We start from the raw sequence: 19,872 nt of genomic DNA on the forward strand, positions 1-19,872 counted from the left end.
GCCGCCGGGGGCCCGCTCCTTTGGGCGACGTCGACTGCCGTGCCCGCTGGGAGGCCTGACATGACCGACGACCGCCCCGTACCCCTCGACGAGTACCCAGTGCCCCGGGTCCCGCTGTCCATGAGGCATGTCGCGACCGGTGACCGGAACGCGTACGACCGTTGCATCTTCCACGTCCTGGACCACCGGACCGGGCGCTGCTGATCCTCGGCCTCGGTGTCTATCCGAACGTCGGCGTGATCGCCGCGTACGCCGCGCTGCGTCTCGGCGGCGACCGGATGAACCTGGCCGTCGGGCCCCTGCGGATCACCGTCGAGGAGCCGCTGCGCCGGCTGCGCTCGGACGACGACTCCCTGTCGTGCGACCTCACCTGGACCGCGGACGGCACGATCCGAGCGGCTTCACCGGATTCGACTCGGTCGCGCCCTGGGAGGAGCGGCGAGACGGCACCGGCACCCCGTCCCCGCACGACCACCCGTGATCCCGGGGAGCTCACGCGCCGGCCCACCGCCTGGCTGGGCACCCGTCTGCCGGGCGCCGAGGCGGTGGACCTGACCGTCCCGCAGCCCAACGGCATGTCCAGCGAGACCGTGCTCTTCGACATCGAACACCCCGAACCGCTCCTGAGGGAATGCGTGTTGAGGCTCGCCGCGGACCCCGCCGCGTACAGCGTGTTCCCCGTGTACGACATGGCGCGGCAGTACCGGACCATGCGGCTGGCCGGCGAGCGCGGTGATCTGCCGGTGCCGCGGGTGCCGCGGCTGGAGGAGGACCCTGGACCGCTCGGGGCGTCGTTCCTCGTCATGGAGCGCGTGGGTGGCCGCGTTCCTCCGGACGTCATGCCCTGTACGTACGAAGGGAATTGGCCGCACGCGGCGAGCGATCTCGAACGCGAGCACCCGGAAGCGGCCTCGATCGGATTCATGGCCCGACCGCACGACCAAGTCCCCCTGGATGAAGCCGACTTCCTGGCGCTGCCCGGAGACGGCAGCCCGCTGCGCCGCCACGTGGCCGCCCAACGCGCCTGCTGCGCGTGGGTGGTCGACGGACGGCGGCCCTCGCCGCTCGTCGAGAGCGCCTTCGGCCGACTGGAGGCGCTGTGGCCGCGCGGCGAGGGCGAGGCGGTGCTCAACTGGGGCGACGCGCGCACAGGTGACGTCATCTGCGAGGGCTTCGACCCCGTCGCGGTGCTCGACCCGGGAGATGGCTGCGCCGGCCCCGCGCGAGGTCGGCCTCGGCTGGACCGGCTACCTGCACCGCTTCTTCCAGGACCTGGCCGTGGGCTTCGGACAGCCCGGGCTGCCGGGCTTCCTGCGCCGCGACCGCGTCGAGGCCCGCTATGCCCGCCTCGCCGGCCACACACCGCGCGGCATGGACTTCTCCACGCTGTACGCCGCGCTGCGGCACGCGATCGTCATGCTGCGCATCGCCTGCCGGCAGGCGCACTTCGGCGAGTTGGGAGTCCCCCCGGACCCGGACACGCTGATCCTGCACCACGGCGGCCTGCGGGCCGTGGTGCAGGGCAGCTACTGGGACGGGACGAGCGCCGACCGCTGGGCGCGCCGACCGGTCAGGCGGCCTGGCGCCGCATCTCGGGGACCCGCATCGGGCGCGAGCCCGGGCCACCCACGTGGGAGAACGGCTGCTTCCGCCAGTCGAGTCCCTGAGGGAGCGTCAACAGGAGCGCCGTGTGCTGCTCCTGGGGTTCCGCAGACTCGTCGGCGGGCCGGGCCTGCGCCGCCGAGCGGCCCGTGCCCGAGCAGACCGTGAGCCCGAACGGGTTCCACGGGGACGCGCACAGCGCGTGCTCGGGGAGGGTCTCCTCGTCCGCGAGCAGGGCGATGGGCTGCGCGCAGTCCGGGCAGATCACCCGGTACATCTCGAAGGTGTCGTACGCGTCGAACTCGTCGCCGTCCAGGGCGTTGGGTTCGACACCCTCCGGCTCGGGCTCGACAGCGAACTGCTGCCGCGCGGGCGCGGTACGACCAGGGCGCTTAAGACTCTGCATGGGATTCTCCCCCTCGGGTGGGCCGACAAGGCGCTGCGACCTCGACCACAGCAAGCACTTCCCGTCCCGTCTCTGCGGTAACCACGTGAACATCACGGACCCGGTTGCATCCATGTGTCGTTCGTCACATGACGACCGCAGGTGCCTGGCCCGGCGGAATTTCTCCACCGGGTGGCGTGCGACTGACTCTAGGCCACATCACAAAGCGGGTATGACCTGCTCCGCTGAGGTATCCCGGGGGATCAACGGGCCTGTAGGTTCTTGCGTCATGGAGGAGCTGGACCGACAGATCGTGCAGCTGCTCGTCGCAGACGGGCGGATGAGTTACACCGACCTGGGCAAGGCCACGGGCCTGTCCACGTCCGCCGTGCACCAGCGGGTGCGTCGGCTGGAGCAGCGCGGCGTCATCCGGGGCTATGCCGCGGTCGTCGACCCGGAGGCCATCGGGTTGCCCCTGACCGCCTTCATCTCGGTGAAACCGTTCGACCCCAGCGCCCCCGACGACATCGCCGAACGCCTCGTCGGCGTGCCGGAGATCGAGGCCTGCCACAGCGTCGCGGGCGACGAGAACTACATCCTCAAGGTGCGCGTCTCCACTCCGCACGAACTCGAGGGACTCCTCGGGCGGTTGCGGGCGCTCGCGGGTGTGTCGACCCGGACGACGGTCGTCCTGTCGACCCCGTACGAGGCGCGCCCGCCCCGTATCTGACCCCTCCGGCCAGGGGCGGACCGGCATCCACGCGCCCGGTCCGACCCGCCGAGAAGCGACGGGTCCGCGGACCGGCCGTGGACGCCCGCGGGACCGGCACCGGGCCGTCATGTCGGGCGCTCGCACCGGTGCTGTCGCACGGGTCCCCGTGGCGGTTACGCGTGTTCCGCTCCCGGGCCGGTCACTCGAGACTTCCGAAGCGGACCGGCGGACACCCCCGCTCGGTGGGGGATCGCCGAGTCTTCCCGGATGCCCACGCGGACCGGCGCCGGTCCATCGACCGGATCCCGACGCGGACCGGCGCCCGGCCTTCGCGGACCGGCGTTCGGCCCTGGACCGGACCCCCTGCGGACCGGCGCCCGGCCTTCGGCCGGATCCCGCGTGGCGTGTCAGCCGACCGGCTCGTGTCGGCCATCGACCACGGGGACCGTCCGCACGATCCCGCGTGCCCGCCGGGGTGGGGACCCGCCCGGGGAAGGGCCGCGCGACCGCGCCGACCCCACCCCGGCGACGACCCTCCGCCGAAACGCGCGAGACTGTCTGTCATGAGTGAGAGCACCGCCCCGTCGGACACCGTGCTGCTGCGCGGTGGAGAAGTCCACAGCCCCGCCGACCCCTTCGCCACCGCCATGGTGGTGGAACGGGGCCAAGTCGCCTGGGTCGGCTCGGAAGGAGCCGCCGACGCCTTCGCCGAAGGGGCCGACGAGGTCGTGGACCTGGAAGGAGCCCTGGTCACCCCGGCATTCACCGACGCCCACGTGCACACCACCGCCACCGGGTTCGCGCTCACCGGCCTGGACCTGTCCGGCGCGCCGACACTGGACGCGGCGCTCGCCCTCGTACGCGACTTCGCGGCCGCCCGTACGTCCGACCGGGTCCTGCTCGGCCATGGCTGGGACGCGGCCCGCTGGCCCGGCGGACGGCCCCCGACCCGCGCCGAACTCGACGAGGCGACCGGCGGACGCCCGCTCTACCTCTCCCGCATCGACGTGCACTCCGCGGTGGCCACCACCGCGCTTCTGGACCTCGTGCCCGGCGTCACGGCGCGTGCCGGGTACGCGCCCGACGGCCCGCTGACCCGCGACGCCCACCACGTGGTGCGCGCCGCCGCCCTCGGCGCGGTCGGCGCGGGGCAGCGCGCCGAGGCCCAGCGTGCCGCGCTCGCCCACGCCGTCTCGCTCGGCATCGGCTCCGTGCACGAGTGCGCCGGACCCGAGATCTCCTCCGAGGAGGATTTCACCGGGCTGCTGAGGCTCGCCGCCGAGGAGCCCGGGCCCCGGGTGGTCGGCTACTGGGCCGAGCGTGATGTGGACAGGGCGCGGGCGCTCGGCGCCCAGGGCGCGGCCGGCGACCTCTTCGTCGACGGCTCCTTCGGCTCGCACACGGCCTGCCTGCACCAGCCCTACCTGGACGCCGGCCACACAGGTGTCGCCCACCTCGACGTCGACGCCGTGGCCGCGCACGTGGTCGCCTGCACCGAGGCGGGCCTCCAGGCGGGCTTCCACGCCATCGGGGACGCCGCCGTGACCTCCGTGGTCGACGGCGTCCGCGCCGCCGCCGAGAAGGTGGGCCTGGACCGCGTGCGGGCCGCCCGGCACCGCGTCGAGCACGCCGAGATGCTCACCCCGGAAACCGTGGCGGGCTTCGCCGAACTCGCCCTCACCGCCTCCGTGCAGCCGGCCTTCGACGCGCTGTGGGGCGGCGAGGACGGCATGTACGCCCAGCGCCTGGGCGTCGAACGGGCCCGCACGCTCAACCCCTTCGCGGCCCTGCTGCGCGCCGGGGTGCCGTTGGCCTTCGGCTCCGACAGCCCGGTCACCCCGCTCGACCCCTGGGGCACCGTGCGGGCCGCCGCCTTCCACCGGACGCCCGAGCACCGGGTGTCCGTGCGCGCCGCCTTCACGGCCCACACGCGGGGCGGCTGGCGGGCCGTCGGACGGGACGACGCGGGAGTCCTGGTGCCGGGCGCGCCCGCGGACTACGCCGTGTGGCGCACCGGCGACCTCGTCGTGCAGGCCCCGGACGACCGGGTCGCCCGCTGGTCCACCGACCCCCGTTCCGGCACGCCCGGACTGCCCGACCTGACCCCGGGGAACGACCTGCCCGTCTGCCTGCGCACCGTGGTCGGCGGACGGACGGTATTCGTACGGCCTAACGAGTGATGTCCCGGGGTTCTCCGGTCGCGATCATGGCCCGTCACCGCGTCGCGCGACCTGCGTATCCTCGGCGCTGACCAGGGCGTTGAGGGAAAAGACGCAGATCAAGCCAGTGTTGACAGCCGACGGCAGGGGGCCGGTAGGTTCGGCCGGGTCCACCACCGGACGGCCGACCGGGGAACTTCCGCGCGGCCTCGCAGCGCCGCTGGGTCAGGGGTGGTGTGCCGTACCGGCGCATCGCCACTGGCAGCCAGGCCCAGCGCCCGCGCCACGAGGCGAGGGAACGTTTTGACGAGTCGGCAGGTGTGACCCGGGTGGGGCCCGGACGTTCAGTAGACAACGGCTTTCGGTCGACCCGCAGCCAGCGGGTCCCTGGTCGGCCCGAAGGGCGCCGGGCCCCGATCCGCAGGACGCGTTTCCCGCCCCGCGGGCGGCTTGCGCCCGACTCTCGCGCGATCGACACCCCATGGGGGACGCCGCGACGCGGCAGCGCAGGTTGGGCGCACTATGGTGGACCCCTGCGTACGGATACGAAGGGGCAGCAGTGAACGACGGCGACGGGACCCTCGCGGCGGAAGCCCAGGGGAGGCGGTTCGGCCCGCTCGGCACGGCCTTGGTGATCATTCCGACCTACAACGAGGCGGAGAACATCAAGAAGATCGTCGGCCGGGTGCGGTCCGCCGTGCCCGAGGCGCACGTGCTGGTGGCGGACGACAACAGCCCCGACGGAACGGGCAAGCTCGCCGACGAGCTGGCTGCCGACGACGAGCAGGTGCAGGTGCTGCACCGCAAGGGCAAGGAAGGCCTCGGGGCCGCCTACCTCGCGGGGTTCCGCTGGGGCCTGGAGCACGGCTACGGCGTGCTCATCGAGATGGACGCCGACGGCTCGCACCAGCCGGAGGAACTCCCCCGCCTGCTGACGGCGCTCAAGGGCGCCGACCTCGTGCTCGGTTCGCGCTGGGTGCCCGGCGGCCGGGTGGTGAACTGGCCCAAGTCCCGGGAGTTCATCTCGCGCGGCGGCAGTCTCTACTCCCGTGTCCTGCTCGACGTGCCGATCCGGGACGTCACCGGCGGCTACCGCGCCTTCCGCAGGGAGACCCTCGAAGGCCTCGGCCTCAGCGAGGTCGCCTCCCAGGGCTACTGCTTCCAGGTCGACCTGGCCCGCCGCGCGGTGCGCGCCGGCTACCACGTCGTCGAGGTCCCGATCACCTTCGTCGAACGCGAACTGGGCGACTCCAAGATGAGCCGCGACATCCTCGTGGAGGCGCTGTGGCGCGTCACCACCTGGGGTGTGGGGGAGCGGGTCGGACGGATCACGGGCCGTAGACGCTCCTGACGCCGGAAGACCGGCCCCACAGGCGTTCCGACGCCGGGGCGGGCCGGTCGCACGACGGGGATTGAGCATCCGCTTATCCCGAACTGAGGCACGCCCAGGCACACTGGGAGCATGACGACAGGCGCTCCGACCCCCACCCGCTCCGACCGCCCGCGGCGATCGCGGCTGCGTACCTTCCTGCCGCTCGGTGTCGCGGTCTGGCTGGTGCTGGAGATCTGGCTGCTGACGATGGTCGCGCACGCCACGAGCGGCTTCACGGTGTTCCTGCTGCTGGTCGCCGGGTTCGTGCTGGGCGCCGTGGTCGTCAAGCGGGCCGGCCGCCGCGCCTTCGGGAACCTCACCCAGACGCTGCAACAGGCGCAGGGCGGTGCCACGCCCACCGGCGAGGGCGGCCGGGGCAACGGTCTGATGATGCTCGGCGGCGCTCTCCTGATGATCCCGGGCCTGATCTCCGACGCGCTCGGCCTGCTCCTGCTGATTCCGCCCGTCCAGAAGGGCCTCAGCCGTTACGGGCAGCGGACCTTCGAGCGCAAGATGCGCGCGGCCGCTCCCGGCACCGTCGGCGACGCCTTCCAGCAGGCCCGTATGCACCGCCCCGACGGCAAGGTCGTCCAGGGCGAGGTCATCAGGAACGACGGCCCGCGCCGGCCCGACGGTCACTATCCGCCGCTGAACGGCTGAACGGCTGAACGGCTGGACGGCTGAACGGCTGAGCGCCGCCCGCCTCTGCCCGTCCTGCCCCGCTGTCCTCCCGCGTCGTTCGGCTCGGAGGTGCTCGCGCCGCGTGCGGGCCCGCGCCGGATCCCCGGTCGCGGGCCCGTTCCGGTGTCGCACGAGACGCGGCGCATCGGAACTCACCGGAACGCACGAGACCGCGGACCCCGTACTCGGCGTACGGTGTTCGCGGTCTCGGCGTGCGGTGTCTGCCGCTCACCCCATGGAGGGGCTGAGCGGACTGTTACGCGGACTTGCGGCTGTCCCGCGGATGCACCGCGATGTTCATCGCGCCGGAGCGCAGAACGGCCAGGCGCTCCTCGAGGACCTCTTCGAGCTCCTCGCGAGTGCGCCGTTCCATCAGCATGTCCCAGTGCGTACGCGCGGGCTTAGCCTTCTTCTCCTCAGGGCCGTCACCGTTCACGAGGAGTGCCTGGGCCCCGCAGACCTTGCACTCCCACTCCGCCGGAATTTCGGCCTCCACCGAGAAGGGCATCTCAAAGCGATGTCCCTTCTCGCATGCGTACTCCACGGCCTGGCGCGGGGCCAGGTCGATGCCGCGGTCCGTCTCATAGCTGGTCACTACGAGGCGTGTGCCGCGAAGAGCTCGCTCACTCATGAATCGTGCCTCCCGGGCTTGTCGCCCACAGGACAGGTGTCGCTGTCGTCGTCATCCGGTCAACGTCCGGTCGGCGGTAAAGATTCCCGTTCCGGGCCATGCGTCGCCGTCGTAGCCGCCCCTTGTTGTACCCACCGTCGCCCGGTTTGTCACATCTGGCATCAGATGTCACCCAACGCTTCAGTATCATTGACGCGCAGTAACGGTACGCCAGGCAGGCCAAACGCGTACACTACCGCTCTTTGGCGCCGGACGCTAAATCCTGTCGGGTACGGGATTGCCCGCGTCGCGCACCGCCTGCCGTACCGGGACCCGCGCGAGCAGGACGAACCCGATGACGAAGAAGACCACGAGCGAGATGATCGCGTCCCGGTAACTTCCCGTCAGCTGGTAGGTCAGCCCGAAGAGCAGCGGGCCGAGCCAGCTCATGCCGCGGTCGCTCATCTCGTAGGCCGAGAAGTACTCCGCCTCCTTGCCGGGCGGTACCAGGTGCGAGAACAGCGAGCGCGACAGGGCCTGGCTGCCGCCCAGGACGAGTCCGATGCCCGAGGCGAGGACGAAGAACCCCACGGGCGCGCCGGCGGGCAGGAAGTACCCGGCGCCGAGCGTGAGGGTCCAGGCGACGAGCGAGCCGAGGATCGTGCGCTTCGCGCCGTACGTGCGGGCCAGCCGGCCCATGCCCAGGGCGCCGCCGACCGCGAGCACCTGGACCAGGAGCACGGCCACGATCAGGGTCGACTGGCTGAGGCCCAGTTCCTCGGAGCCGAAGACCGAGGCCTGCGAGATGACCGTCTGGATGCCGTCGTTGTAGATGAGGTAGGCGAGCAGGAAGGAGAGGGTGAGGGGTTTGCCGCGCATGTCGCGCACCGTGGCGGCCAGCTGCCGCCAGCCGTGCGCGGGCGCCCGTCCGGCTGAGGGCGTGTGACGGTCCCGCAGCCGCTTCAGCGGGACGAGGGTGAAGGCCCCCCACCAGATGCCCGCCGAGGCCAGACAGATCCGGACGGCCGTCGACTCGGAGACGCCGAAGCTGTCGTGCGCCGTGAACAGGATCAGGTTGGCGATCAAAACCACCGAGCCCGCCGCGTACCCGAAGGCCCAGCCCCGGGAGGAGACGGCGTCGCGCTCCTCGGGCGGGGCGATCTGCGGAAGGTAGGAGTTGTACAGGACCATCGAGACGGCCAGCGAGGCGTTCGCGACGATCAGCAGCAGTCCGCCCAGCAGGTAGCGGTCGCCGTCCAGGAAGAACATGCCCGCGGTGGCTCCGGCGCCCAGGTAGGCCGCCGCGGCGAGCAGCGGCTTCTTGCGGCCCGTACGGTCCGCGGCCGCCCCCGCCATGGGCATCACGAAGATCGACAGGATGACGGAGGCGGAGACCGCGTACGCGAAGAAGGAGCCCGCGCGGACCGGGACTCCCAGGGGATGGACGAACCCGTCCGCGTCCGCCGCGTGCTTGGCCACCGCCGTCAGATAGGGGCCGAGGAACACGGTCAGCACGCTCGTCGAATAGACCGAGCAGGCCCAGTCGTAGAAGTACCAGCCGCGTTGTTCTCGCCGGCGCTCGGCGGCCTCCTCGGCCGCCCCCGCCCGCACGGTCTGCGTGCTCACCCGTGCCCCTCGCTTCTCCGTGGACGACCTGCGCAGAGGAGGCTCAGAACCAGGTGCCCCGGTCCTCCAGAACCTTGCGCAGCGTGTCGATGTGATCGGTCATGATGCCATCGACCCCCAGGTCCAGGAGCCGGTGCATGCGTTCCGGTTCGTTCACGGTCCACACGTGCACGTGGAGCCCGCGCGCGTGGGCGGCCTGCACGAAGCGACGGTCGACCACCGGCACCCCCGACTGCGTCTCGGGCACCTGGGCCGCGACCGCGGAACGGCGCACCGCGGCCGGTACCCCCCACGAGCGCAGCCGCAGGTTGAGCACCCCGCGGGTGCCGAACGACGTCGCGAGGCGCGGCCCGGCCAGGTGCTGGGCGCGGACCACGCGGGCCTCGGAGAACGAACCGAGGCAGACGCGGTCCCAGGCGTCGGTGCGGCCGATCAGGTCGAGCAGGGGCAGGAGGGCGGGTTCGGCCTTGACGTCGACGTTCCAGCGCACGTCGGGGAAGACCTCGAGCAGTTCTTCGAAGAGGGGGACCGGCTCCCGGCCCGCGACGCGCGCTTGGCGCACGTCGTCCCAGGGGAGGTCCGCGATCCGGCCGGCGCCGTCGGTGACCCGGTCGAGGGTGGTGTCGTGGAAGGCGACGAGCGTGCCGTCCGCGGTGGCGTGCACATCGGTCTCGATGTAGCGGTAACCGGCGTCCACCGCCCGCCGGAACTGGGCCAGAGTGTTCTCCAGGCCGTCCGCCGACCCGCCGCGGTGCGCGAACGGGATCGGGCCGGGATGGTCGAGATACGGGTGAAGGGTGCGCGTGCTCACCCGGGCAGTATGGCGCCCTCCGGTTGACCGGGGGCGACGACGGCGCTGCCGACCGGTTCCGGACGGGCGGCGAACACGCGCAGGAAGAGCTGGGCGAGGGGTCCGATGGCGACGGCGTACAGCACGGTGCCCACGCCGACCGTGCCGCCGAGCGCGAATCCGGTCGTGACGACGGTCAGTTCGAGGACCGTGCGCACCAGGCGGACCGAGCGGCCGGTGCGCCGGTGCAGTCCCGTCATCAGGCCGTCGCGCGGCCCCGGACCGAAGCTCGCGGAGATGTAGAGGCCCGTCGCCGCGCCGTTCAGCACGACGCCCGCCACCAGCAGCGGGATCCGTACGGCCAGCGCGTGCGCGTCCGGCAGCAGCGCGAGGGTGCCGTCCATGGCGAGGCCGACCACGAAGACGTTGGAGACGGTGCCGAGGCCGGGACGCTGGCGCAGCGGGATCCACAGGAGCAGTACCGCGGCGCCCACGACGATCGACACCGCGCCGATGGTCAGACCGGTCAGTTCGGCCAGGCCCTGGTGCAGCACGTTCCACGGCTCCAGGCCGAGACCCGACTCCACGAGGAGCGCCGAGCTCGCGCCGTACAGGGCCAGACCGGCGTAGAGCTGGACGAGACGGCGGGGGAGCCGCCCGGGCCCGGGAGCCTCGGAGGGTGCGGACTCGGAGCGTGTGGACAAGGGATGTCCCCCCAGTGGTGGTAGTGGCCTGACGCATGACACTCTGTGGCCGGAGAACTGGCTTCATCCATGGCCAATTCGGGGAAGGTGGACTGGAATCATGGCGCAGTGGACTTCGGCGGTGGGGGCCGCGCAGCTCGCCCGGCTCCTCAGCTCCCAGCAGGAGCGCCCCGCGGGTCCGGGCACCCGGCGGCCGCCCGCCTACCGGGCGCTCGCGGACGGCGTCCGGCTGCTCGTGCTCGAGGGAAGGGTTCCGGTCGCCGCGCGGCTGCCCGCGGAGCGGGAGCTGGCGCTGGCCCTGTCCGTCAGCCGTACGACCGTCGCCGCGGCCTACGAGGCGCTGCGGGCGGAGGGCTTCCTGGAGTCCCGCCGCGGAGCCGGCAGCTGGACCGCGGTACCCGCGGGGAATCCACTGCCCGCGCGCGGTCTGGAACCGCTGCCTCCCGAGACCCTCGGTTCGATGATCGACCTCGGCTGCGCGGCGCTGCCCGCCCCCGAGCCGTGGCTGACCCGCAGCGTGCAGGGCGCCCTGGAGGAGCTGCCGCCGTACGCCCACACGCACGGCGACTACCCCGCCGGACTGCCCGCGCTGCGCGCCATGCTCGCGGAGCGGTACACGGCGCGCGGCATCCCGACGATGCCCGAACAGATCATGGTGACCACCGGAGCGATGGGCGCGATCGACGCGATCTGCCATCTCTTCGCGGGCCGCGGCGAGCGCATCGCCGTCGAGTCGCCCTCGTACGCCAATATCCTCCAGCTGATGCGCGAGGCCGGTGCCCGGCTGGTGCCCGTCGCGATGGCCGAGGGGCTGACCGGCTGGGACATGGACCGCTGGCGTCAGGTCCTGCGCGACGCGGCGCCCCGGCTCGCGTACGTCGTCGCCGACTTCCACAACCCCACCGGGGCGCTGGCGAGCGAGGACCAACGGCGCGGGCTCGTGGACGCGGCCCGCTCGGCGGGCACCGTCCTCGTCGTCGACGAGACGATGAGCGAACTGCATCTGGACGAGGGCCTGGAGATGCCGCGCCCCGTGTGCGGCTTCGACCCGGCGGGCTCGACGGTGATCACCGTGGGCTCGGCGAGCAAGGCCTTCTGGGCCGGCATGCGGATCGGCTGGGTGAGGGCCGCTCCCGACGTCATCCGCAGCCTGGTCGCCGCGCGCGCGTACGCCGACCTCGGCACGCCCGTTCTGGAACAGCTCGCGGTGAACTGGCTGCTCAGCACCGGGGGATGGGAGCAGGCGGTCGACATCCGGCGCGAGCAGGCCCGGGAGAACCGTGACGCGCTGGTCGCGGCCGTCCGCAGGGAACTGCCCCGGTGGGAGTTCTCGGTGCCGCACGGCGGCCTCACCCTGTGGGTGCGCACGGGCGGTCTGTCCGGGTCGAGGCTGGCCGAGGTCGGCGAGCGCGTCGGCGTGCGGGTGCCCTCGGGTCCCCGGTTCGGAGTGGACGGCGCTTTCGAGGGGTATGTGCGCCTGCCGTTCACCGTCGGGGGCGCGGTGGCGGAGGAGGCGGCGGCGCGGTTGGCCGCGGCCGCCCGGCTGGTGGAGACCGGCGCGAGCGGAGGGGACGAGGGGCCGCGCACGTTCGTGGCGTAGCCGCCCGGACGCCGGACGGGCCGGGAGCCCTGGTGGGGTCCCGGCCCGTCCGGCGTCCGTTCCGTGCATCTCCGAGGTGCTACGGGGAGGTGACCTGCCCCTCCGGCACCGCGACTTCGGCCATCTCGGAGAGAGTTCCCTGGGCGTCCCCCGGCGTGGTCCGCTCCGGGAGGAGGTCGAGGACCGCCCGCCGGTGCGCCTCGCTCGTCGCGTCGTCGTAGGGGTCCGGCGTCGCGGGGACCTGGAGGCGCAGGACGGGTCCCGCGCCCAGGCGGGCGTAGCCGCGGCCGGGCGGCACGTCCTGGGTCGGGGTCGTGTGCGGGGGCGCTCCCAGGATCGATTCCAGCCGGTCCGCCGAGGCCGGCCCGAGCACCACGCGCGCGCGGGTGTGCTGTCGGACCTCCTCGCCGAGGAGGTCGAGGTTCTCGAAGGGCTCGGCGACCACGACCGTGACGCCCGCCGCGCGGCCGTGCCGCAGCGGAATCCGGAGCAGTGCCTGCGGGTCCTCCCGTCCGTCGACGGCGGCCAGGTGACCCAGCGCGCTGGGCCGGTCCAGCAGGATCCACAGCGGGTTCTTGATGTCGTCGGGTGCGGGATGCCCCGCCTGGCGGGCGCGGTTCGCGGCGATGAGCCGCCGCTCCGTCTCGTGGGCCGCCCACTCCAGGCTGGCGAGCGCCCCGGCCGCCGCGCACTCGACCGCCAGCACCCCGTCCCGCCCCGTCAGGCAGGCGTACTCGCCGGTGCCTCCGCCGTCGACGATGACGACATCGCCGTACTGGAGGGCCTGCAGGGCCACGGAGCGCAGGAGGGTGGTCGCGCCGGTGCCCGGTTCGCCCGTGATCAGCAGGTGCGGTTCGGTGGAGCGGGCGCCCGTGCGCCAGACGACCGGGGGGACGTCGCGCCGTTCCTCTCCGTGGGTGAGGGGGAGCGTGCGCTGGACGTCCGCCGGGTCGGTGAAGCCGAGGACCGTCTCGCCGGGCGCGGTGACGAAGCGCTGGGCGGCGATGTCGGTGGGCAGGGGCGCGAGCACCGTGACGGTCAGCTCGTTGGACTCCTGCTCCCAGTCGAAGTGGTACTCACGGCCGCGGCCCGACTTGGCGCGCAGGAGCTGCTCGACCCGCGCGCGGGAGTCGGCCTCGCCGTCGGTGAAGTACGCCGGGTAGTGGACGAGCAGCCGGGAGACCCGTCCGTCGTCGTCGAAGTCGAACCCCTCGAAGGCCTTCTCCCAGTCGCCTCCGTGGGAGTAGAGGGGGGCGGGGTCGTCCGCCGTGGAGAAGTACGGGACGAGGGCCTCGTAGAGGGACTGGAGGCGGCCGGTCTGTGCCTCGTCGGGACCGGTCGGGGGCGGTGGGGTGCGGTCCCGACCGGTCCAGGCCGCCGCCGCCATCAGGCTGATGACGGCGAGCAGCGGTCCGTACGGCACCAGAGCCACGACCAGGATCACCGAGGCCACCAGGAACAGCAGCGGCCCGCGCCGGTCCTTGGGAGTGGCGGCCCACTTGCGCCGTCCGGCGGCTGCCAGCCGGCGCAGTCCACGGGTGACCGTGATCAGTGGATGGAGGACATCGGTGGCGCTGTCGGCTGCCGTCCGGGCCAGCTCCCGGCTCTTGGCGATCTGTGCGGTGCCGTTGCTGAGGATGCGGGGGAGAGGGCGCCGTGCCACTGCTGTCTCCTGAAGGTGCGTACGGGGTGAGGGGACGTCGTCAGAACTTGATCCCGCCGAGGAGGCCCGCCAGGCTCTCCCCGCCGGCCTTGATGCTCGGCGCGATGGCCGTGCTGGCGAGGTAGAAGCCGAAGAGTGCGGCCACCAGGGCGTGCGACGCCTTCAGCCCGTCCTTCTTGAAGAAGAGGAAGACGATGATGCCGAGAAGGACGACGCCTGACATGGACAGAATCATTTGAGCTCTCCTGGTTCGTGGGGACAGTCACCATGAGTGGTTCCAGGATCACAGCATGTATCCATACGATAAAAGGTGCAAGTAGGTGAATTTCTACGGATTTCACCCGCGCGATTGAGCGCTTTTGGGCCGCCTGAGCTGGTCCGTTGCTCCCGATGTACCCTTTGTGGTCTTTGCCGCGGGCGATGCCTGTCATGCGCCGCCTGAGCCAGTACCCTGTCGATTCACCCGAACGGTTGCAGTGAGAGGCGGTCCGGCCGATGAGCGAAGCCCTCGACCCCGAGGTCGTGGAGCTGGCGACCAAGATCTTCGATCTGGCGCGCCGAGGCGAGACGGAGACGCTCGTGGCGTACGTCGACGCGGGGGTCCCGGCCGACCTCACCAACGATCGCGGCGACTCGCTCGTGATGCTCGCCGCGTATCACGGCCACGCGGAGGCGGTCCGCGCTCTGCTGGAGCGAGGGGCCGAGGCCGACCGCGTCAACGACCGGGGCCAGACCCCGCTCGCCGGAGCCGTGTTCAAGGGCGAGGAAGCCGTCATCCGGGTCCTCCTGGCCGCCGGCGCCGATCCCGCCGCAGGTACCCCCTCGGCACTCGACACGGCCCGCATGTTCGCCAAGACGGACCTGCTCGAACTGTTCGGGACACTCTGACCCGAGCGCTCTGAGCAGGCGAAACGCGGGAAAAAAGGGAGGCGGAGCGGGGCCGCCGGAAATACGGTCGCGGCAGGAAGAAGTGCCGAGTCATCATGACGACGTGATTCACGGACGCGATGGCTGGGCAGAAGTTGCCGCACCGCGCGGGCCGTGACTCGGCCCGCATGGGCCACCGACGAGAGGCAGAGGAAGATGGTCTACAGCGAGCAAGAGACGGCGGGCGCCCCGACGTGTTGTCACGCGGCCAGGTAATGCAGGATCCCGGTTGCGTCGACGCTTGATGTGAGGCTGTTTCCCATGTTCGATCCGGTCATAGCGCCCAGCGGAACACTGCTCGGCCTGCTCCAGAGGGGCCGCGGCGACGGCACGCTGCACGCGCTCACCGCACCGCGGGCCGAAGCGCTCGCGGCACTGAACCACTGTGTGCTGAGCGACCCCCGCCACGACTGGCAGGTGGAGAACCGCTCCCTGTACTACGCCCGTCTCTACCTCGACCTGAGCGGTGAGCTCGACGAGATCGAGCGGCACCTCTTCGACGCCGAGGACGTCCTCGACGACTGCGAGTCACGCACGGGGCTCGCCCTCGCGGTCCTCGGACACCTCGCCTCCTACGGAAGGCGGGACGCGCTCGCGCTCCTGCGCCGGTACGCCGCCTCCGGGACCAACTGGGCCTGGGCCCTCGACGAGCTGGCCCTGCGCGACGACGACGCGGGCCTGCGCGCCCTCGCCGCCCCCGTGCTCGCCCGGTTCCCGGCCGACGCGGAGGGCGAGGCCGCCCTCGTCGTCGCCGTACGCGACTCCTTCGAGCCACGGCCCTGGCGGTTGTGGGCGGACGATCCGCGCGCCTCCGTGGCGACACGCGTGCGTGCCGCGCAGGAGGCCGGGTCCTTCGACCGGTGGCAGCGCCAGATGAGGCCGTCGGGACCGCGCCCGGGGTGGAGCGTCCGCGCCGTCTTCGAATGGGCCCAGCAGGGCATCGACCGCGGAGCCGCGCTGCACGTCCCGGCCGCCCGCTGCCTGACCGCGGTCGCCGGGCCGGAGGACCGTCCCGAGATCGTCGAGGCGGCCCGCCACGGCGACGAGGGCGCCCGTTGCACGGCCCTGCGCTATCTCGCCGACGGCAACGATCCGGACGCCCTCGACCTGATCGAGTCAGCGGTCGCGACCGGCTCGACGGCCGTCGCCGAGGCCGCCGTCGACGCCTTCGAACGGATGCGGAGCGTCGCCGCCGTCGACCGGGCGCGCGGTTGGGCACACCGGCCCGACGTCCTCGGCGCCGCCGCCGGCCGCGTGCTCGCCTGCCGGGGCGGGGCACCGGACCGGGACCTCGTGCTGGCCGCCCTGCGCGAGGCCGTGCGGGGCGAGGGGCCCGACGCGCCGACCCTGTGGACCCTCGTGGACGGCACCGGACGGCTCGGCATCGCCTGTGCCGCGCCCGTGCTGCGGCACATCTACCGGGAGACCGCGTCGTCGCATCTGCGCCAGCGCGCCGCCCGCGCCCTGGCCGCCACCGATCCCTCCTTCCCCGTCGGCTTCGCCGTCGAGTGCCTGTGGGACTGCGAGGAGACCACCCGTGAGATCGCCGCACGGCACGCCGAGACCGGTGACGCGCGCGTGGTGGACCAGCTCCGCCGGCTGGCGGCGGATCCGGCCGAGGAGGCCGAGGTCCAGACAGCGGTACGGAGCCGGATCGGGCCCGACATGCCGGCCGTATGAACGTCCGGCGACTCGGGAGTCAGGAGCGCGTGGACGGGGGCTGACCTGGACGGGTGCGGTGTGCAACGCTCACGGGACGTTCATCGTTCGCAAAGATCCACGTTGACGCGGCCACGTCCAGTGCGGCGAGAACACCCGTATGCGTGTCGTCATCGTGACCGAATCCTTTCCCCCCGATGTGAACGGCGTGGCCCACTGCGCGCTCCAGACCGCCCGGCACCTCGTCGACCGCGGTCACGCTCCCCTCGTCGTCGCCCCGGCCACCTCCTCCAAGTTCTCGGCCTCCCCGGAACAGGGAGGTGACCTCACGGGGAGCGGGCCCGGCGTCCTCGCCCCGTGCCCGGTCGTCCGGGTCCCCTCCCTGCCGCTCCCGGGCTACCCCCAGGTCCGCGTCGCCCTCCCCAGCCGTCGCGTCGCCGCGGCCATCACCGAGCACCGCGCCGACATCGTCCACCTGGCCGGCCCCTTCGTCCTCGGCGTCCGCGGCATGGCGGCCGCCTCCCGGCTCGGCGTCCCCGCCGTGGCCGTCTACCAGACCGACCTCGCCGGATACGCCCGCACGTACATCAGCGCGGGTGAGGCCACCGCCTGGCGGCGCATCCGCTCCGTGCACGCCGCGGCCGACCGGACGCTCGCCCCGTCCAGCGCGGCCCTGCGGGACCTGGAGGCACACGGCGTGCCCCGGGTACGGCTGTGGCCGCGCGGCGTCGACACCCTCCGCTTTTGCCCCGACCGCCGGGACGAGGCGCTCCGCCGCGAACTGGCGCCGAACGGCGAGCTGATCGTCGGCTACGTGGGCCGGCTGGCCCCGGAGAAGCACGTCGAACTGCTCTCCGAGGTGTGCGCGCTGGACGGTGTCCGCGTGGTGGTCGTCGGCGACGGTCCGAGCGAGGCCACCCTCAAGGGCGCGCTCCCCGGAGCCGTCTTCCTCGGCCGGCGCACCGGTGACGAACTGGCGCGGGTCTTCGCGTCCCTGGACGTCTTCGCGCACACCGGCCCCTTCGAGACCTTCTGCCAGACCGTGCAGGAGGCCATGGCCAGCGGCGTGCCCGTCGTCGCGCCCGCCGTCGGCGGACCGCTCGACCTGGTGGCCCACGGACGCACCGGACTGCTCGTCCCGCCGCGCGACAGCGCCGCCGTACGGGACGCGGTGCGCACCCTGGCCGCCGATCCCGCCCTGCGGGCGGCCTACGGCGCCGCTGGCCACGCCATGGTCGAGGGGCGTACCTGGGCCGCGGTGGGCGACCAGCTCATCGGCCACTACGAGGACGTGCTCTCCGCCCGGAAGCTGGTGGCGGCATGAGTCTGCGCATCGTACGGCTCGCCAACTTCGTCACCCCCGCCTCCGGGGGCCTGCGCACCGCGCTGCGGGAGCTGGGCACCGGATATCTGGCGGCCGGTCACGAACCGGTGCTCGTCGTCCCCGGCGACCGCGAGAGCGACCGCGACACCGAGCAGGGGCGGGTGATCACGCTGCCCGGCCCCCTGCTGCCCGGCACCGGCGGCTATCGAGTCCTCACGGACCGACGGCGGGTGGCCCGGCTCCTGGAGTCGCTCGCCCCCGATCGTCTCGAGGTGTCCGACCGCACCACCCTGCGCTGGACCGGGGTCTGGGCGCGGCGGGCCCGCGTGCCCGCGGTGATGGTCTCCCACGAGACCGCCGACGGGGTGCTGCGCACCTGGGGACTGTCCGAGGCCATGGCCCGGCGGACCGCCGACGCCCTCAACGCCCGTACCGCGCACACCTACTCGCGGGTGGTGTGCACCACGGAGTTCGCCGAGCGCGAGTTCGTGCGCATCGGCGCCCGCAACGTCGTACGGGCCCCCCTGGGCGTCGATCTGGTGAACCGGTACCCCGCGCTGCGGGACCCGGCGCTCCGGGACCGCCACGCGCGCGCGGACCAGACCCTGCTCGTGATGTGCTCCCGGCTCTCGGTCGAGAAGCGCCCCGGTACGGCGCTCGACGCTCTGGAGGCGCTGCTGCGGCGCGGCCGGAGCGCCGTGCTCGTCGTCGCCGGGGACGGGCCGCTGCGGGCCCGTCTTGAACAGCGCGCCCGGGACCGGCGGCTGCCCGTCACGTTCCTCGGGCACATGGCCGACCGCGCCCTGCTCGGTTCGCTCCAGGCCTCGGCCGACGTGTGCCTGGCCCCCGGGCCCGCGGAGACCTTCGGGCTCGCCGCCCTGGAGGCGATGGCCTGCGGCACCCCGGTCGTCGCCAGCTCGCTGTCCGCCCTGCCGGAGATCGTCGGCGCCGCCGGAGCCACCGCCGCCGACAGCGGGGACTCCTTCGCGGACGCGGTGCTGGCGCTGCTCGGCCGCGCCGAGCGCGAGCGCAGGAGTGCGGCACGCGCGCGTGCCGAGTGCTTCGGCTGGGACGCCGCCGTGGCGGGCTTCCTCGCCGCCCACGACGCGGCGGTCCCGGCCCCCTCGCGCCTCCAGGAGGGCGTGGCATGAGACGGGTACGGTTCGTCGCCCTCGGGGACTCGCTCACGGAAGGCGTGGGCGACCCCGTGGGGGACCGGTGGCGGGGATGGGCCGAGCTGCTCGCCCCGGGACTGGCCCCCGCGGACACCCCCGTGCGGTTCACCAACCTCGCGGTCAGCGGGGCGCAGACGCGGGACGTGCTCGAACGGCAGACCCCGGCGGCGCTCGCCCTGGAGCCCGACCTCGTCTCCGTCCTGATCGGGGTCAACGACACCCTGCGGTGCACGTTCGACATCCACTCGGTGGCCGAACGGCTCGACCAGGTGTACGCGGCGTTCCGCGCGCGGGGCACGGTGGTCATGACGGCCTGTCTCCCGGACCCCGGCTCGATGCTCCGGCTGCCGGGAGCGCTGGCCCGCCCGCTGGCCCGCCGGCAGCGCGCGGTCAACGCGGTCGTGCACGCGCTCTCCGAGCGGCACGGGGCGGTGCATCTGCACGCCGCGGAGGAGGAGTGGCTGAGGGAACGCGCCGTGTGGAGCGCGGACCGCTTGCACCCGGGAGAGCTCGGGCACCGCCGGCTCGCCCTGCGTTTCCACACCGTGCTCGCCGAGGCGGGAATCGCCGGGGGGAGCACACCCGCGGCCGAGCCCGAGTTCCCCGCGCCGACCCGTTCGGCGAGCCTGTTGTGGCTGGCGACCGCGGGAACCGCGTGGGTGGCCCGGCGCTGCACGGACCTGCTGCCCCAACTGCTCACCCTCGCCGCCTCCGAGGTGCGCCACCGGGCCGGGGGCACCAGCGCCCGCCTCGACCTGAGCGCCTCGCACGCCGTCGCGGCCGCCCTGTCCGCCCTGTCCGCGGCCGAACAGCCCGACGTGGCCTGACGGACGGGCGCCGACGCGGGGGCCGTGCCGGGCCCGTGGCGGCCCTTACGGACCCC

Annotated in this window: 17 protein-coding genes and 2 pseudogenes; 12 read left to right on the top strand and 7 right to left on the bottom strand. The window is 73.1% G+C overall.

Going from position 1 to position 19,872, the window contains the following annotated elements; translation table 11 throughout:
* Positions 1–60 precede the first annotated feature (60 nt).
* Both ACFYW7_RS21315 and ACFYW7_RS21320 read left to right on the top strand, forming a co-directional pair.
* Positions 61–383: pseudogene (locus ACFYW7_RS21315) on the top strand (hypothetical protein); the annotation flags it as partial.
* Positions 384–389: 6 nt separating this feature from the next.
* Positions 390–1,533: pseudogene (locus tag ACFYW7_RS21320) on the top strand (phosphotransferase family protein); the annotation flags it as partial.
* 37 nt (positions 1,534–1,570) lie between these two features.
* Here the strand turns inward: ACFYW7_RS21320 and ACFYW7_RS21325 are convergent.
* The gene (locus ACFYW7_RS21325; protein WP_389504519.1) at positions 1,571–2,008 is read right to left on the bottom strand and encodes a hypothetical protein; all 438 of its coding nucleotides are present in this window, start codon (positions 2,006–2,008) and stop codon (positions 1,571–1,573) included.
* Between the two features lie 268 nt (positions 2,009–2,276).
* Between ACFYW7_RS21325 and ACFYW7_RS21330 the strand changes: the two genes are divergently transcribed.
* The 4 genes from ACFYW7_RS21330 to fxsA all read left to right on the top strand — a co-directional run bounded on the left by ACFYW7_RS21330 (position 2,277) and on the right by fxsA (position 6,890).
* Positions 2,277–2,717 (top strand): Lrp/AsnC family transcriptional regulator, encoded by a 441-nt coding sequence (locus tag ACFYW7_RS21330; RefSeq protein ID WP_389504521.1) that lies wholly within the window; start codon positions 2,277–2,279, stop codon positions 2,715–2,717.
* A gap of 545 nt (positions 2,718–3,262) precedes the next feature.
* The gene (locus ACFYW7_RS21335; RefSeq protein WP_389504523.1) at positions 3,263–4,879 is read left to right on the top strand and encodes an amidohydrolase; all 1,617 of its coding nucleotides are present in this window, start codon (positions 3,263–3,265) and stop codon (positions 4,877–4,879) included.
* Positions 4,880–5,417: 538 nt separating this feature from the next.
* Positions 5,418–6,209, top strand: a complete 792-nt coding sequence (locus tag ACFYW7_RS21340; protein WP_389504525.1) for a polyprenol monophosphomannose synthase — start codon at positions 5,418–5,420, stop codon at positions 6,207–6,209.
* Positions 6,210–6,320: 111 nt separating this feature from the next.
* The gene (fxsA, locus tag ACFYW7_RS21345) at positions 6,321–6,890 is read left to right on the top strand and encodes an FxsA family membrane protein (protein ID WP_389504527.1); all 570 of its coding nucleotides are present in this window, start codon (positions 6,321–6,323) and stop codon (positions 6,888–6,890) included.
* A gap of 277 nt (positions 6,891–7,167) precedes the next feature.
* Here the strand turns inward: fxsA and ACFYW7_RS21350 are convergent, their stop codons facing one another.
* The 4 genes from ACFYW7_RS21350 to ACFYW7_RS21365 all read right to left on the bottom strand — a co-directional run bounded on the left by ACFYW7_RS21350 (position 7,168) and on the right by ACFYW7_RS21365 (position 10,641).
* On the bottom strand, positions 7,168–7,542 hold the full coding sequence (locus ACFYW7_RS21350) for an RNA polymerase-binding protein RbpA (RefSeq protein ID WP_389504529.1): 375 nt from the start codon (positions 7,540–7,542) through the stop codon (positions 7,168–7,170).
* A 255-nt stretch (positions 7,543–7,797) separates the two neighbouring features.
* Positions 7,798–9,147 (bottom strand): MFS transporter, encoded by a 1,350-nt coding sequence (locus ACFYW7_RS21355; RefSeq protein ID WP_389504531.1) that lies wholly within the window; start codon positions 9,145–9,147, stop codon positions 7,798–7,800.
* A gap of 43 nt (positions 9,148–9,190) precedes the next feature.
* Entirely contained in the window at positions 9,191–9,958 is a 768-nt protein-coding gene (locus tag ACFYW7_RS21360; RefSeq protein ID WP_389504533.1) for a glycerophosphodiester phosphodiesterase, read from the bottom strand.
* Complete coding sequence (locus ACFYW7_RS21365; protein WP_389504535.1) at positions 9,955–10,641, bottom strand: YitT family protein; 687 nt, start codon at positions 10,639–10,641, stop codon at positions 9,955–9,957. The genes ACFYW7_RS21360 and ACFYW7_RS21365 overlap by 4 nt, the downstream gene beginning before the upstream one ends.
* 100 nt (positions 10,642–10,741) lie before the next feature.
* On the opposite strand from ACFYW7_RS21365, the gene ACFYW7_RS21370 reads away from it, so the two are divergent.
* Positions 10,742–12,241, top strand: coding sequence for a PLP-dependent aminotransferase family protein (locus ACFYW7_RS21370; protein WP_389504537.1), 1,500 nt, complete (start codon positions 10,742–10,744; stop codon positions 12,239–12,241).
* A 79-nt stretch (positions 12,242–12,320) separates the two neighbouring features.
* Here ACFYW7_RS21370 and ACFYW7_RS21375 read toward each other — a convergent pair whose 3' ends face one another.
* Both ACFYW7_RS21375 and ACFYW7_RS21380 read right to left on the bottom strand, forming a co-directional pair.
* On the bottom strand, positions 12,321–13,904 hold the full coding sequence (locus ACFYW7_RS21375; protein WP_389504539.1) for a hypothetical protein: 1,584 nt from the start codon (positions 13,902–13,904) through the stop codon (positions 12,321–12,323).
* A gap of 40 nt (positions 13,905–13,944) precedes the next feature.
* The gene (locus tag ACFYW7_RS21380) at positions 13,945–14,139 is read right to left on the bottom strand and encodes a hypothetical protein (RefSeq protein WP_037621052.1); all 195 of its coding nucleotides are present in this window, start codon (positions 14,137–14,139) and stop codon (positions 13,945–13,947) included.
* A gap of 260 nt (positions 14,140–14,399) precedes the next feature.
* On the opposite strand from ACFYW7_RS21380, the gene ACFYW7_RS21385 reads away from it, so the two are divergent.
* From ACFYW7_RS21385 to ACFYW7_RS21405, 5 genes are all read left to right on the top strand, one after another.
* Complete coding sequence (locus ACFYW7_RS21385) at positions 14,400–14,792, top strand: ankyrin repeat domain-containing protein (protein ID WP_389504541.1); 393 nt, start codon at positions 14,400–14,402, stop codon at positions 14,790–14,792.
* A gap of 300 nt (positions 14,793–15,092) precedes the next feature.
* Positions 15,093–16,511 (top strand): HEAT repeat domain-containing protein, encoded by a 1,419-nt coding sequence (locus ACFYW7_RS21390; protein WP_389504543.1) that lies wholly within the window; start codon positions 15,093–15,095, stop codon positions 16,509–16,511.
* 139 nt (positions 16,512–16,650) lie between these two features.
* Entirely contained in the window at positions 16,651–17,814 is a 1,164-nt protein-coding gene (locus tag ACFYW7_RS21395; protein ID WP_389504545.1) for a glycosyltransferase family 4 protein, read from the top strand.
* Complete coding sequence (locus ACFYW7_RS21400) at positions 17,811–18,965, top strand: glycosyltransferase (RefSeq protein WP_389504547.1); 1,155 nt, start codon at positions 17,811–17,813, stop codon at positions 18,963–18,965. The genes ACFYW7_RS21395 and ACFYW7_RS21400 overlap by 4 nt, the downstream gene beginning before the upstream one ends.
* Complete coding sequence (locus tag ACFYW7_RS21405) at positions 18,962–19,816, top strand: SGNH/GDSL hydrolase family protein (RefSeq protein WP_389504549.1); 855 nt, start codon at positions 18,962–18,964, stop codon at positions 19,814–19,816. The genes ACFYW7_RS21400 and ACFYW7_RS21405 overlap by 4 nt, the downstream gene beginning before the upstream one ends.
* Positions 19,817–19,872: the final 56 nt, after the last annotated feature.

The sequence above is a fragment of the Streptomyces sp. NPDC002580 genome (genome assembly GCF_042889485.1).
Lineage (GTDB): Bacteria > Actinomycetota > Actinomycetes > Streptomycetales > Streptomycetaceae > Streptomyces.